Raw genomic sequence first — 13,204 nt, forward strand, 5'->3', positions numbered from 1 at the left:
TCCCCCTCAGACCGCCCAGCAGCCGCAGCCGAACACGCCCCAGAAGCTGCGCGCGTCGGACGAAGGCACGTCGGCGCCCAGCGCCGCCGCGTGGTCGTGGCCGTGCACGGCGCAGCCGGAGCGACAACCGCACTCCGCCGCCTGCCGCTGCACCGTCTTGGGGTCGCGGTAATAGCCGCCGACCGTGGCGACCGGCGACCAGTCGGGCATCGGCTTGGGCAGCGGCGGGGCGAGCGTGTCGTAGTCGCCCTCGCCATGCACCACGGCGCCGCCCAGCAGGGTCAGGACGGAGCGGATGTGGGGGATGCGATCCTCCGGCACCGCCATGTAGTCGTCGCTGAGCAGCGCCGCGTCGGCGAGTTGCCCGGCCTCGATCCGGCCCTTCTTGCCCTGCTCGTTGGAGAACCAGGTGTTGGCCTCCGTCCACAGGCGCAGCGCCGTCTCGCGGTCCAGCCGGTTGGCCATCGGGTAGAGCGACAGCCCGCCCACCGTCTTGCCGGTGACCAGCCAGGACAGCGAGACCCAGGGGTTGTAGCTCGCCACGCGGGTGGCGTCCGTCCCGGCGCCCACCGGCACCCCGGCGGCCATCATCTTCGCGATGGGCGGCGTGGCCTCGGCGGCCTTGGCGCCGTAGCGCTCCACGAAATACTCACCCTGATAGGCCATGCGGTGCTGCACGGCGATGCCGCCGCCGAGCGCCGCGATGCGGTCGATGTTGCGGTCGCTGATCGTCTCGGCGTGGTCGAAGAACCAGTTCAGCCCCTGCAGCGGGATGTCGCGGTTGACCTTCTCGAAGACGTCGAGCGCCCGGCCGATGGTCTCGTCGTAGGTGGCGTGCAGCCGCCAGGGCCAGCGCCGCTCGGCGAGCAGGCGGACCACCGGCTCCAGATCCGTCTCCATGTTGGGCGGCATCTCGGGCCGGGCGACGCGGAAGTCCTCGAAATCGGCGGCCGAATAGACCAGCATCTCCCCCGCCCCGTTCAGGCGGTAGCGGTCGTCGCCGTCGCCCGGCTTGACCTTGTCCGACCAGGTGGCGAAGTCCTGCAACTCCTCCTTCGGCTTCTGGGTGAACAGGTTGTAGGCGATGCGCAGCGTCATCTCGCCGTCGGCGTGCAGCTTCTCGATGATCGCGTAGTCGTCGGGGTAGTTCTGGAAGCCGCCGCCGGCGTCGATGACGCTGGTGACGCCCAGCCCGTTCAGCTCCCGCATGAAATGGCGGGTGGAGTTGACCTGATACTCCTCCGGCAGCTTCGGCCCCTTGGCGAGGGTGGAGTAGAGGATCATCGCGTTGGGCAGGGCCAGCAGCAGGCCGGTCGGGTTGCCCGCGGCGTCGCGCTGGATCTCGCCGCCCGGCGGGTTGGGCGTGTCCTTGCCGTAGCCCACCGCCCGCAGCGCCGCGGCGTTCAGCAGCGCACGGTCGTACAGGTGCAGGATGAAGACCGGAGTGTCGGGAGCGGCGGCGTTCAGCTCCTCCAGCGTCGGCAGGCGCTTCTCGGCGAACTGGTGCTCGGTGAAGCCGCCGACGACGCGCACCCACTGCGGGGCCGGCGTGCGGGCCACCTGGGCGCGCAGCATTGCCATGGCGTCGGCGAGGGTCGGCACGCCGTCCCAGCGCAGCTCCATGTTGTAGTTCAGGCCGCCGCGGATGACGTGGATGTGGCTGTCGATCAGGCCGGGGATCAGGCGGCGTCCCTTGGCGTCGATCACCGTGGCGTCGGGAGATGCTGCGGCGCGCACCTCGGCCTCCCGCCCCACGGCGAGGAAGCGCCCGTCGCGGATCGCCACGGCGTCGCCCTGCGGGTTGGCGCGGTCGAGAGTCGTGATGCGGGCGTTGACGATCAGAAGGTCGGAAGACGGCATGGCGGCATTCCCAAGGCGGGTGAGCAGGGGCGAGGCGAGCAGAGTGGCGGCGCTTCCGGCGATGGCGCCGCGGCGACCGATTCCGGGGCGACCAATCCCCGGGCGACCGGTCCCGGTCATGCCCGGCCCCGCGGGGGTGCGTCCGCGGACGGGGCCGGCGGGGTCGCGGCATCGGGAGCAGCGGCGCTGCCGGCCTGCGGCCCCAGGATGTGGCGGGCGCAATCGTTCTGGATGAAGGCCAGCACCGGCTGCCCGGCGATCAGCCGCTTGACCACCGGCACCGCCTGCTCGCCGACCAGCATGCCGAGCAGACCGATCAGGGCGATGGTGGGCGGCGCCGGGGAGCGGACACCGAGCAACGCGTAGAGGACGCCGACCAGGATGCCGGCGCCGAGGGAAAGCAGGTAAGGCATCATGGCGTGCCTGTTCTTCGTCCGGATGGGCGGGAAGAGGCGGACCGGCCCCGGGGAGGGTCGGGACCGGTCCGTCGCGGCGCGGGGCATCGGGCGCCGCGAAGCAAGCGCCCCGAACCAAGCGCAGCAGGTCAGGCGGCGGCGCTGTGGCCGCCTTCCGACGCGCCGAACATCGTCTTGGCGTAGATGATGCCCAGACCATAGGCGCCGCCGTACTTCTTGGCGATGCCGGTGGTCATCTCGTAGGTCTCGGTGCGCGCCCAGTCGCGCTGCAGTTCCAGCATGTACTGGAGCGAGGTCATCGGGCGGACACCGGCCTGGACCATGCGGTCCATGGCGCGCTGGTGCGCCTCGACCGAGACGTCGCCGCAGGCGTCGGCGATGACGTAGACCTCGAAGCCCTGGTCCAGCGCCGACAGGGTCGGGCCGACGATGCAGACCGAAGTCCACAGGCCGCAGAAGACCAGCCGGGTCTTGCCCAGGCCGTTCACCCGCTTGATGACGTTCGCGTCCTCCCAGGTGTTCATGGAGGTGCGGTCGCTGACCTCCGCCCCCGGGAAGGCCTCGGTGATCTCGGAGAAGATCGGGCCGGAGAAGCTCTTTTCCGCGACCGTGGTGAGGATGGTCGAGACGCCGAAGCCGGCGGCGGCGTGGGCGACCAGCGCGGTGTTGGTGCGCAGCGTCGTGGCGTCGATCGAATGGGTCGCGAAGGCCATCTGCGACTGATGATCGATCATGATCAGCGCGTGGTCCTTCGGCGATACGAGCAGTTTGCCGGGAGTCGCGGTGGCGGTGATGGTCATGTCTCTATCCCCGTTGTTTTTGGCGCCGGTGCCAATGGCGTTGCCTCTGACGATGTCTATGGCCCGGCGGTGTGTCGAAGCATCGGTCAGGGACGGAGGACGGCGACATTGAACTTGCGTTTGCCGGCCCTATACCTTGGTATATCAGGCCAAGGCGCCGCTCGCCGCCGGTACCGGTCAGGGTAAAGGGACGGGGTAAAGGACTGGGGTTGAGGGCGGACGTGACCCGACGGGCGGGCGAGCGAGGGTGATGCGCACGAGCGATGACCCCGGGGACCAGCGGTTTCTTCTGGCGACCCTGCCTCCGCGGGCGGGGCAGACGCGGCTGGCCATCGGCACGGTGGCCGGGCTTCTGGTCGCCCTGGCGGTGGCCGCCCCCTTCGCGCGCCTGACGCTGGACGGGACGTCGGTCCTGCTGCCCGCCTACGCCACCGCGGTCCTTCTGACCGAGCTGATGACCGCCGTGCTGCTGTTCGCTCTCTACGCCACGCAGCGCACGCCGGCCCTGCTGGCGCTGGCCGCGGGCTACCTGACCACGGCGCTGCTGATCGTTCCCTGGGCGCTGACCTTTCCCGGGGTGTTCGCGCCGACCGGGCTGCTCGGCGCCAGCCTGCAGAGCACGGCCATCGTCGCCGCCGGACGCCGCCTCGCCCTGCCGCTGTTCATCCTCGCCTACGCGCTGCTCAAGGCGATGGAGGCCGGCCCACGCGACGCGCACCGCCCGGCGCTGCCCGCCATCGCCGGCGGCATGGCGCTGGCGGCGACCCTGGCCGGGGGCCTCACCGCCTTCGCGCTGGCCGACGACGCCCTTCTGCCGCGGCTGATGATCGACACCATGCGGGAAACGCCGCTGTGGCGGGTCGTGCCGGTGACCGCGCTGGCGCTCTGCGCCGCCGCACTGGCCGTCCTGTGGCGGCAGCGGCGCTCCGTCCTGGACCTGTGGCTGATGGTCGTGCTGAGCGCCTGGGCCATCGAGACCTGCCTGCTGAGCTTCATCAGCGCCGGACGCTTCAGCGCCGGCTGGTGGTCGGGGCGGGTGTTCGGGCTCGCCGCCTCCAGCATCGTCCTGCTGGTCCTGCTGGCCGAGATGACGACGCTCTACGGGCGGCTGGTCCGCTCGGTGGCGGCGGAGCGGCGGGTGCGCGACGCGCGTCTGGCCAGCCTGGAAGCGCTCTCCGCCTCCATCGCGCACGAGGTCAACCAGCCGCTGGCGAGCATGGTCACCAACGCGGGCGCCGGTCTGCGCTGGCTGGACCGCCCATCGCCCAACCTGATGGAGGTGCGGGCGGCGCTGAAGCGGATTTCCGACGACGGGCACCGCGCCGCGCGGGTGATCGCCTGCATCCGCGATTCCTTCCGCAAGGCGCCGCCCCGGCGCAGCCGGATGGATATCAACGGCGTGATCCACAGCGCGCTCGACCGCACGGAGGGCGAGCGTCGCCTGAACCGCATCGCCGTGCGCACCGACCTTCAGCAGCGCCTGCCGGCGGTCAACGGAAGCGCCGTGCAGCTCGAACAGGTGCTGCTGAACCTGATCGCCAACGCCGACGACGCCATGGCCGCGGTCACCGACCGCCCGCGCGTGCTGAGCATCCGCTCGCGCCGCCGCGGGCTCACGGACGTCATCGTGTCGGTGGAGGACACCGGCACCGGTCTGCAACCGGCCCAGGAGGAGCGACTGTTCGAACCTTTCTTCACCACCAAGGAGCATGGGATCGGCATGGGGCTGACCATCTGCCAGTCGATCGTGGAGGCCCATGGCGGCCGGTTGTGGGTGGCCGCCAACCAGCCCCACGGCGCCGTCTTCCGCTTCACCCTGCCCGCCGACGACGAGCCGGAGCGGCCGGAGGCCGGAGCGGCGCTGGAGCGGACATCATGAGCGACCGGTCCATGTCCGACCGGGCCGCCATGGCCACGGAATCGCCCTTCGTCGCCATCATCGACGACGATCCGTCCATCCGGGAGTCGCTGGTCAGCCTGCTGCGCTCGGTCGGGCTGACCGCCCTGCCCTTCGCCTCGGCGCAGGAGTTCCTGCAGCAGCGCCTGCCCGACGCGCCGGGCTGCCTCGTGCTCGACGTCCGCCTGCCCGGCCAGAGCGGTCTGGAGTTCCAGCGCGAGCTGAGCGGGACGGACATCCATCTGCCGGTCGTCTTCATCACCGGCCACGGCGACATTCCCATGTCGGTGACGGCGATGAAGGCCGGCGCCGTCGAGTTCCTGGCCAAGCCCTTCCGCGACCAGGATCTGATCGACGCCGTCCACACCGGCATCGAGCGCGACCGCGACCGCCGCCGCACCCTGGACGCGCTGTGCGACCTTCGCGAACGATTCCGCAGCCTGACCCCGCGCGAGCGGGAGGTGATGCGGCTCGTCGCCGCCGGGCAGCTCAACAAGCAGATCGCCGCCGAGCTGCAGCTCAGCGAGATCACCGTGAAGGTCCACCGCGCCAACGTGATGCGCAAGATGCAGGCGCGGTCCCTGCCCGATCTGGTCCGCATCGCCGACAAGGTGACCCTCGCCGGCGACGCCTGACCGGTCCCGGCTTACGTCCCCTTGATGAAGGCGAGCACGTCGGCGTTGAAGCGGTCCTGGTGGGTGGCCGTCAGGCCGTGCGGCGCCCCCTCATAGACCTTGAGCGTCGCCTGCGGCGCGATCTCCACGGCGCGGCGGGCCGCCGCGTCGATGGGCACGATCTGGTCGTCGTCACCGTGGATGAGCAGCGTCGGGAGCGCCATCTTCCTCAGATCCTCAGTGAAGTCGGTTTCCGAGAACTGCTGGATGCAGTCGTAGGCGCCCTTGATCCCGGCCATCATGCCCTGCAGCCAGAAGGATTGCCGCAGCCCCTCCGACACCTTCGCCCCGTCCCGGTTGAAGCCGTAGAAGGGCATGGTCAGGTCCAGGAAGAACTGCGACCGGTCGTCGTAGGTGCCCTTGCGGATGCCGTCGAAGACCTCCATCGGCAAGCCGCCGGGGTTGGCCGCGGTCTTCAGCATGATCGGCGGCACCGCCCCGACCAGCACGGCCTTGGCGACCCGTCCGGTGCCGTGGCGCCCGATGTAGCGGGCGACCTCGCCGCCGCCGGTGGAATGGCCGATCATCACCGCGTCGCGCACGTCCAGCGCGTCGAGCAGCTCGGCCAGATCGTCGGCGTACTGGTCCATGTGGTTGCCGGTCCAGGTCTGGTCGGAGCGGCCATGGCTGCGCCGGTCGTGAGCGATGACCCGGTAGCCCTGTTGGCCGAAGAACAGCATCTGCCCGTCCCAGGCGTCGGCGCTGAGCGGCCATCCGTGCGAGAAGACCACCGGCTGTCCGCTGCCCCAATCCTTGTAGAAGATGCGGGTGCCGTCCTTGGTGGAAATCGTGCTCAACTCTCCCTCCTTTTTCGGGCGCGCGAAAGGTTCCGCGACGGGATCGGCCAAGCGGATGAAGGCCGCTCCATGGATGGCGCGGATCGATGTCTTCCTCACAACTTTGCCGGAGGTGGGCCGGCCTGGATACTATACGGAGGTATCGGTGGAGCGGATGCGTCGGCGGGCTGCCCGCGCGCCGGGTCCGAACCGCGGCTGCCCGCGGCCCCGTTCTCACCACACGGGAAGGTTTCTTTGGAAATGCCGACATCAGCATGGACCGTTTCGCAAGCCCGGAAGAAACGCGAGCCCTCGCGGGCATTTTTCGCCCGACAGTGGAAATGTTTCGTTTTTTCAATCAGTTCTGGTGCCATTCATGAGGATTTGATGTCCTTTGCGTCTTCCGAAGAGGCGCAGCATCGTTTATCGTCGGTTGACGGTGGGCACAAAGCCTATCCATCTGGGAAATAAGCTCACGGTTTCTTGGAGGAGTAGAGCTTGCGGATGCTCGTCGCCGTGGCCGATGAACTGCGCCGGCAGAGTCGCAGCATCATCGTCCGTCTTATGCTGTTTGGACTAGTTCTGGTCTTCGTCGGCGCCTGCGCGCGCATCTGGGTCCTGTCATCCTTCTTGGAGGACAAGATCAACAACCTTACCTCGTCCCAGCAGCAATCGACGGCGTCCTACGTCGCCCACGACATCGACGAGAAGATCAAGGCGCGGCTCGATCTCCTGCGCCGCGCCGCCGGAAGCTTGCCATTGGCAGCCCTCGACGACCCCACGGCCCTGCGCGACTGGCTGAAACGGCATCAGGACATCGCGCCTTTGTTCTCGCGCGGGCTGATGGTCGTCCGGCCCGACGGCCACGAGGTCGTCGCCGATTATCCGGAACGGCAGCGGTCGCCGGATTTCGACGTCTCAAACCGCGATTGGTTCCAGGCGGCGCTGAACTCCCGCGAACCGGTGATCGGGCGGCCCGCCCGCTCCTCCCTCGACGACGAGCCGATGGTGGTCATGGCAACAGCGGTCACCGACGCCGCCGGACGCCCAGTCGCGGTCCTGAGCGGCGCCACCGCCCTGTCGTCGCCGGGCTTCCTCAATTTGGTCCAGGGGAACCGCATCGGTCGCAGCGGCGGCTTCCTCCTGGTGTCCCCCCGTGACAGGCTGTTCGTGTCGGCCAGCGATCACGGGATGATCCTGACCGCGACCCCGCCGGAGGGGGTGAACCCGCTGCACGACCGGGCCATGGCCGGTTACCGCGGCACCGGCGTCACCGTCAACGCGGCGGGGGTGGAGGAATTGTCGGCCATCGCCGCGGTCCCGACGGCGGGCTGGTTCCTGGTCGCCCGGCTGCCCACGGCGGAGGCCTTCGAGGGGGTGCGCGATCTCCAGACCTTCATCGCCACCAACAGCCTGATGATCGCCGCCTTCGCCGCGACCGTGCTGTTCATCGGCATGCGCCGCTTCTTCCGCCCGCTGACCGAGGCGGCCAAGCGGATGCACCAGATGGCCGACGGGCATATGGAACTGGCGCCCCTGCCGGTCCACCGCATGGACGAGGTCGGGGAACTGGCGCAGGGCTTCAACTATCTGCTGGGCAAGCTGCGGGAGCAGGAGGCCGCCCTGCGGGCGAGCGAGGCGCGGATGGCCCACATGGCCCACCACGACGCGCTGACCGGACTGCCGAACCGCACCATGTTCCACGACCGGCTGCAACAGGCCATCGACCGGGCGGAGCGCGGCGGCACCCTGTTCGCCCTGCTCTACATCGACCTTGATGGCTTCAAGCCGATCAACGACACCCACGGCCACAGCCGGGGCGACGAGGTGCTGCGGGTGGTGGCGCGCCGCCTGTCCGGCCTGCTGCGCAAGGCCGACCTGATCGCCCGCATCGGCGGCGACGAGTTCGCCATCATCCTGGAAGTGGAGGTGACCCCCGCCGGGGCGGAAACCGTCGCCGACAAGTGCCGGACGGCGCTGGCGGAGCCCATCCTGATCGACGGGCTGCGGCTGCCGCTCGCCCTGTCGATCGGCGTCGCCGTCTACCCGCAGGACGGGCGGGACGCCCAGCAGCTCATCGTCCACGCCGATCAGGCGATGTACGCGGTCAAGCGGGGCGCCGCCCGCGTCCCGGCCCTGTAGGAACGCCCGCTCAGTGGCAGCCTGAACCGCCGCCGACCGGGCCGCAGCCCTTGCACCCGCCGCCGCAACCAGCGCCCTTCGGCGCGGCCTTGCCCAGGAGGCGCGCGCGCAGCCCGGCCGGCAGGATCAACCGCCACACCGTCCACGCCGCGGCCAGCGCCACCACCACCGCGACCAACAGATCCTGCCACATGGCCGTGCCCCCCTCTTTACAGCAGCGCAGACGCGACGCGGTAGGTGATGAAGCTCGCCCCGTAGGCCAGCGTGATCATGTAGGCGAACATCACCGCCGGCCAGAACCAGCCGTTGGTCTCCCGCTTCACCACCGACAGGGTGGCGACGCATTGCGGGGCGAAGACGTACCAGGCGAGCAGCGACAGGGCGGTCGGCAGGCTCCAGGAGGCGGCCAGCGCCCCGGCCAGCGAGGATTGCAGCGCGTCGCCGCTCTCGCTCAGCGCGTAGATCGTGCCCAGCACGCCGACCGCCACCTCGCGCGCCGCGATGCCCGGCACCAGCGCCACGGCGATCTGCCAGGTGAAGCCGATGGGCGCCAGCAGCGGTTCCAGCGCGTGGCCGATCATGCCGGCGATGGAATACTGGATGGCCGGCTCGGTCGCCCCCTCCGGCGCGCCGGGGAAGCTCGCCAGGAACCACATGACGATCATCAGCGCGAAGATCGTCGTGCCCGCACGCGCCAGGAAGACCTTGGCCCGCTCGAACAGGCCCAGCGCGATGTCGCGCGGGTTGGGCAGGCGGTAGGCCGGCAGCTCCATCAGCAGCGGCTCGCGCGCGCCCTTGAACACCGTGCTCTTCAGCACGAAGGCGACGGCCAGCGCCGCCAGGATGCCCGCGGCGTAGAGCGCGAACATCACCAGCCCCGGCAGCCCGACCAGACCGCCCAGCAGCGGACGGTCCGGCACGAAGGCCGCGATCAGCAGCGTGTAGACCGGCAGCCGGGCCGAGCAGGTCATCAGCGGGGCGATCATGATGGTCGCCAGCCGGTCGGCCCGGTTCTCGATGGTGCGCGCCGCCATGACGCCGGGAACCGCGCAGGCGAAGCTGGACAGCAGCGGGATGAAGGCTCGCCCGTGCAGCCCCACCCCGCCCATCAGCCGGTCCAGCAGGAAGGCGGCGCGGGCGAGATAGCCGGTCGCCTCCAGCACCAGGATGAAGAAGAACAGCACGAGGATCTGCGGCAGGAAGATGACCACGCTGCCCACCCCGGCGATGATCCCGTCGGTCAGCAGGCTGCGCAGCGCGCCGTCCGGCAGGGTGGCGGCCACCCAGTCCTTGAGCCCGCTGACCGCGCCGTCGATCAGGTTCATCGGCGCCTCGGCCCAGGCGAACACCGCTTGGAACATCAGGAACAGAACGAGGAACAGGAAGGCCAGCCCGAACACCGGGTGCAGCAGCACGGCGTCCACCCGCCGAGTCGCCAGCGGCGGCAGGCCGGCGTCGGCCACGCAGCCGGCCAGCAACCCCTCGACCTCCTGGTGGTAGGCCCGCAGGTCGCGCGAGGAAGGCTCGCTCCAGCCGCAGGGTGCCGGGTTCTCCGCCGCATCGGCCGCCATGGCCATGGCGCCATCGATCTGCTCCAGCAGCGGCTGGACGCCGCCGCGGCGGATGGCGACGGTCGGCACCACCGGCACGCCGAGGGCGGCGGACAGGGCCGCCGCGTCGATGCGGCAGCCGCGCTTCTCCGCCGCGTCCATCATGTTCAGCGCCAGGATGATCGGGCGACCCAGCCGCTTCAGCTCCACCACCAGCCGCAGGTTCAGGCGCAGGTTGGTGGCGTCGGCGACGCAGACCAGCAGGTCGGGGCTGTCCTCGTGCGAGAAGCGGCCCAGCACGACGTCGCGGGTCACCTCCTCGTCGGGGGAGCGGGCGCGCAGGCTGTAGGTGCCCGGCAGGTCGATCACCTGAACGCGGCGGCCGAGCGGGCTGACGAAATGCCCGATCTTCCGTTCCACGGTGACGCCGGGGTAGTTCGCCACCTTCTGGCGGGAACCGGTGAGCGCGTTGAACAGAGCGGTCTTGCCGCAGTTCGGGTTGCCGACCAGCGCGATGCGCGGCGGCAGGGCGGAGTCCAGGACCGACATGGCCGGATGTCCTTGCAGGAGGTCGCTTTGAAGGAGGGTGGCGGCGCCGCGGGTCCGATGGCGCGCGTCAGGCGGCGGGCGCCACCAGCACGGCCCGCGCCTCGGCGCGGCGGAGCGCCAGCGTGTGCTCGTTCACGCGGATGGCGATGGGGTCGCGGCCCGGGAAGGCTTCGTGCAGGACCTCGACGTGGGAGCCTTCGACCAGCCCCATCTCGATCATGCGCCGCTCCAGCTCCCCTTCGGGAAGGGTGGTGACGACCCCCCGCTCATCGACACCGGTCACGCGGGCGCGCTCGCCCTTCTTCAACTCGCCCAAATGCCGTCCGCCGGGGGACTGGCCCGTTTCGGGGGTGGGATGACCGCTCATGGCTGCACCTGATCGCACCGGGAGGTGGGGGGCGCGTTCCTGTCCGCCCCTCTTCGCCGTGAATGATCCTGCGAAGCGTTCGCACTCGTCCAGCCGTCTAAATGTCGCAGGAGCCTTGTAAAATGAGCGTATCGGCCCTACTGCGACTAGGGCTTTGCGGGGGCTGCACCGCTCTTCGCGTCGCCCTTGGCCGCCGGTGCGGGCGCCGGCGCTTTGGCGGAGCGGTCGAGGTTGGCCTGCGCCGTCTTCGCCGCCGCGCTGTTCGGCGTGTTGCGGACGATCTGGCTCCAGTCCTCCCGCGCGCCCGGCAGATTCCCGGTCTGCGCCTTGATGGTGGCGCGCAGCAGCAGGGCGTCGGGATCGCCGGGGCGCAGTTCCAGCGCGCGGTCGATGTCGGCGACGGCCTGCCGGTCGTTGGCCAGCGCCTTGTGGGCGGCGGCGCGGTAGAGATAGGCCTCGGCCCGCCGCGGGTCCTTCTTCAGCGCCGCGTCCAGGTCGGCCACGGCGTCCCAGAAGCGCTCCGTCTCGGCCCGCGCGATGGCGCGGTCGATCAACAGGTCCACATCGTCCGGCTGGAGCGCCAGGGCGCGGCTGTAGGCCCGCTCCGCCCGCACATTGTCACCGGCGCGCAGCCACGCCCAGCCGGCCCGTCCGAGGATCGAGGCCCCGGCCTTCGGGTCGTCCTTGCCCAGCACCGGGGCCAGCTCCTCCAGCCGCGCCCCGGCGGTGGTGAAGTCGCCCTTGTGGAACAGCGCCAGCGCCTGGCACAGCCGGGCATGGTCGCCGCCACCGCGGTTCAGCCAGGTCTGCGCGCTCTCCAGCGCTTCGGCCGGGCGCTTTTCGGCGAGCGTCAGGCAGGCCTGGAATTCCCGGTTGTGATCGACGGCGGGAGCGGCAAAGGCCTGAATGGAGAAGGCCGGGCCGGCGGAAAGGAGCGCCAGCGCGGCCGTGATGAGGTAAGCGTTGCGTCGGTTCATGGCGGCCTTACACTCCGTCATTGCCGCTTCCGACGCAAGGACCCCGCAAGACATGGCTTCACCCCGTCTGTTCGTCTTCGGCCTGGGCTTCACCGCCCGCGTGTTCGCCGACCGGCTGAAGGCCGAGGGCTGGCGGATCGCCGCCACCTGCCGCGGCGAGGACAAGCGCGCCGCCCTGGAGGCGCAGGGCATCGAAGCGTTCCAGTTCGACCGGGGCCGCCCGCTGGAGGACGCCCGCTCGGCGCTCGCCGGCACCACCCACCTGCTGGTCAGCGTGCCTCCCGACGAGCGGGGCGACCCGGTGCTCGACCAGCACGCCATGGATCTGGCGGACCTGCGGACGCTCGACTGGGCCGGTTACCTTTCCACCACCGGGGTCTACGGCGACACCAAGGGCGAATGGGTGGGTGAGGCGGCGTGGCTGCGCCCGACCGGCGAGCGGCAGAAGCGCCGCGTCGAGGCGGAGCGCGGCTGGCTGAACCTCTACCGTCAGTACGGCGTGCCGATGCATCTCTTCCGGCTGGCCGGCATCTACGGGCCGGGGCGCAGCGCGCTGGACAACGTGCGCGACGGCACCGCCCGGCGGGTGGACAAGCCCGGACAGGTGTTCAGCCGCATCCATGTGGAGGACATCGCGGCGACGCTGCACGCCTCGATGGACAAGCCGACGCTGGGCGCGGTCTACAACGTCGCCGACGATCTGCCCTCCCCCTCCCACGAGGTGGTGAGCTACGCCTGCGGCCTGCTGGGGGTCGAGCCGCCGCCGCTGGTGCCCTTCGAGGAGGCCGGGCTGTCGCCGATGGCCGCCAGCTTCTACGCCGACTGCCGCCGGGTGAAGAACGACCGCATCAAGCGCCAGCTCGGCGTCGAACTGACCTACCCCGACTACCGCGCCGGGCTGGACGCGCAATTCGCGGCGGAGAGCGGGCGGTAGAGTCGCGGCGACGCGAATCGCGCGCCCTCCCGACCCGGCCGCAATCCCCCTACGGCAGCACCCCGCGGGGGCGTCACGGGCCTCCGGATGGGCTGGAATCGTCGTTTCCGGCGACCGCCCGACCGCGCCGAACGAATTTGGTTCGGCAAAACCGACGTTGTGGTATCATGCGCCCCCGTTCCGGCCCGCTGGATTGCGGCCGGACCGGCATGGGTACGCCTGCGAATCGCAAAAAACACGACCTGCCGAGACGACGACCAGC

The 13,204-nt window shown here is 70.3% G+C and carries 12 protein-coding genes; 4 read left to right on the forward strand and 8 right to left on the reverse strand.

The genetic code is table 11. From position 1 onward, the window contains the following. Positions 1-6 precede the first annotated feature (6 nt). The 3 genes from ABAZ39_RS22590 to ABAZ39_RS22600 all read right to left on the reverse strand — a co-directional run bounded on the left by ABAZ39_RS22590 (position 7) and on the right by ABAZ39_RS22600 (position 3,076). Positions 7-1,980, reverse strand: a complete 1,974-nt coding sequence (locus ABAZ39_RS22590) for an amidohydrolase (protein ID WP_051658375.1) — start codon at positions 1,978-1,980, stop codon at positions 7-9. Then, positions 1,977-2,276 (reverse strand): XapX domain-containing protein, encoded by a 300-nt coding sequence (locus ABAZ39_RS22595; protein ID WP_040135121.1) that lies wholly within the window; start codon positions 2,274-2,276, stop codon positions 1,977-1,979. The genes ABAZ39_RS22590 and ABAZ39_RS22595 overlap by 4 nt, the downstream gene beginning before the upstream one ends. 128 nt (positions 2,277-2,404) lie before the next feature. Then, the gene (locus tag ABAZ39_RS22600; protein WP_040135122.1) at positions 2,405-3,076 is read right to left on the reverse strand and encodes a hydrolase; all 672 of its coding nucleotides are present in this window, start codon (positions 3,074-3,076) and stop codon (positions 2,405-2,407) included. 250 nt (positions 3,077-3,326) lie between these two features. Here ABAZ39_RS22600 and ABAZ39_RS22605 point away from each other — a divergent pair, with 250 nt between their 5' ends. Both ABAZ39_RS22605 and ABAZ39_RS22610 read left to right on the forward strand, forming a co-directional pair. Then, positions 3,327-4,955, forward strand: coding sequence for a sensor histidine kinase (locus ABAZ39_RS22605; RefSeq protein ID WP_051658376.1), 1,629 nt, complete (start codon positions 3,327-3,329; stop codon positions 4,953-4,955). Then, positions 4,952-5,608 (forward strand): response regulator transcription factor, encoded by a 657-nt coding sequence (locus tag ABAZ39_RS22610; RefSeq protein WP_081863211.1) that lies wholly within the window; start codon positions 4,952-4,954, stop codon positions 5,606-5,608. The genes ABAZ39_RS22605 and ABAZ39_RS22610 overlap by 4 nt, the downstream gene beginning before the upstream one ends. An 11-nt stretch (positions 5,609-5,619) precedes the next feature. Here ABAZ39_RS22610 and ABAZ39_RS22615 read toward each other — a convergent pair whose 3' ends face one another. Next, positions 5,620-6,444, reverse strand: a complete 825-nt coding sequence (locus ABAZ39_RS22615; protein WP_040135908.1) for an alpha/beta fold hydrolase — start codon at positions 6,442-6,444, stop codon at positions 5,620-5,622. Positions 6,445-6,927: 483 nt separating this feature from the next. On the opposite strand from ABAZ39_RS22615, the gene ABAZ39_RS22620 reads away from it, so the two are divergent. Then, the gene (locus tag ABAZ39_RS22620; RefSeq protein WP_040135125.1) at positions 6,928-8,565 is read left to right on the forward strand and encodes a bifunctional diguanylate cyclase/phosphodiesterase; all 1,638 of its coding nucleotides are present in this window, start codon (positions 6,928-6,930) and stop codon (positions 8,563-8,565) included. 10 nt (positions 8,566-8,575) lie between these two features. Here ABAZ39_RS22620 and ABAZ39_RS22625 read toward each other — a convergent pair whose 3' ends face one another. From ABAZ39_RS22625 to ABAZ39_RS22640, 4 genes are all read right to left on the reverse strand, one after another. Next, on the reverse strand, positions 8,576-8,758 hold the full coding sequence (locus ABAZ39_RS22625; RefSeq protein ID WP_040135127.1) for a hypothetical protein: 183 nt from the start codon (positions 8,756-8,758) through the stop codon (positions 8,576-8,578). 16 nt (positions 8,759-8,774) lie between these two features. Continuing rightward, a complete protein-coding gene (feoB, locus tag ABAZ39_RS22630; protein WP_040135129.1) occupies positions 8,775-10,664 on the reverse strand; it encodes a ferrous iron transporter B in 1,890 nt (629 codons plus the stop codon). 67 nt (positions 10,665-10,731) lie between these two features. Next, positions 10,732-11,031 carry a FeoA family protein gene (locus ABAZ39_RS22635; RefSeq protein ID WP_051658377.1) on the reverse strand — a complete coding sequence of 100 codons (300 nt, stop codon included), beginning with the start codon at positions 11,029-11,031 and terminating at the stop codon, positions 10,732-10,734. A 146-nt stretch (positions 11,032-11,177) separates the two neighbouring features. Further along, positions 11,178-12,008 (reverse strand): tetratricopeptide repeat protein, encoded by an 831-nt coding sequence (locus ABAZ39_RS22640; protein WP_063922686.1) that lies wholly within the window; start codon positions 12,006-12,008, stop codon positions 11,178-11,180. A gap of 52 nt (positions 12,009-12,060) precedes the next feature. Between ABAZ39_RS22640 and ABAZ39_RS22645 the strand changes: the two genes are divergently transcribed. Next, complete coding sequence (locus ABAZ39_RS22645) at positions 12,061-12,942, forward strand: SDR family oxidoreductase (protein WP_040135130.1); 882 nt, start codon at positions 12,061-12,063, stop codon at positions 12,940-12,942. The last annotated feature ends 262 nt before the right edge of the window (positions 12,943-13,204 follow it).

The sequence above is a fragment of the Azospirillum argentinense genome, assembly GCF_000632475.1.
Lineage (GTDB): Bacteria > Pseudomonadota > Alphaproteobacteria > Azospirillales > Azospirillaceae > Azospirillum > Azospirillum baldaniorum.

Excerpts from the sequence above, each read along its gene's own strand:
- ABAZ39_RS22590 (WP_051658375.1), bottom strand. The coding sequence starts at position 1,980 with ATGACCGGGACCGGTCGCCCGGGGATTGGTCGCCCCGGAATCGGTCGC.
- ABAZ39_RS22595 (WP_040135121.1), bottom strand. The coding sequence starts at position 2,276 with ATGATGCCTTACCTGCTTTCCCTCGGCGCCGGCATCCTGGTCGGCGTC.
- ABAZ39_RS22600 (WP_040135122.1), bottom strand. The coding sequence starts at position 3,076 with ATGACCATCACCGCCACCGCGACTCCCGGCAAACTGCTCGTATCGCCG.
- ABAZ39_RS22605 (WP_051658376.1), top strand. The coding sequence starts at position 3,327 with ATGCGCACGAGCGATGACCCCGGGGACCAGCGGTTTCTTCTGGCGACC.
- ABAZ39_RS22610 (WP_081863211.1), top strand. The coding sequence starts at position 4,952 with ATGAGCGACCGGTCCATGTCCGACCGGGCCGCCATGGCCACGGAATCG.
- ABAZ39_RS22620 (WP_040135125.1), top strand. The coding sequence starts at position 6,928 with ATGCTCGTCGCCGTGGCCGATGAACTGCGCCGGCAGAGTCGCAGCATC.
- ABAZ39_RS22625 (WP_040135127.1), bottom strand. The coding sequence starts at position 8,758 with ATGTGGCAGGATCTGTTGGTCGCGGTGGTGGTGGCGCTGGCCGCGGCG.
- feoB (WP_040135129.1), bottom strand. The coding sequence starts at position 10,664 with ATGTCGGTCCTGGACTCCGCCCTGCCGCCGCGCATCGCGCTGGTCGGC.
- ABAZ39_RS22635 (WP_051658377.1), bottom strand. The coding sequence starts at position 11,031 with ATGAGCGGTCATCCCACCCCCGAAACGGGCCAGTCCCCCGGCGGACGG.
- ABAZ39_RS22640 (WP_063922686.1), bottom strand. The coding sequence starts at position 12,008 with ATGAACCGACGCAACGCTTACCTCATCACGGCCGCGCTGGCGCTCCTT.
- ABAZ39_RS22645 (WP_040135130.1), top strand. The coding sequence starts at position 12,061 with ATGGCTTCACCCCGTCTGTTCGTCTTCGGCCTGGGCTTCACCGCCCGC.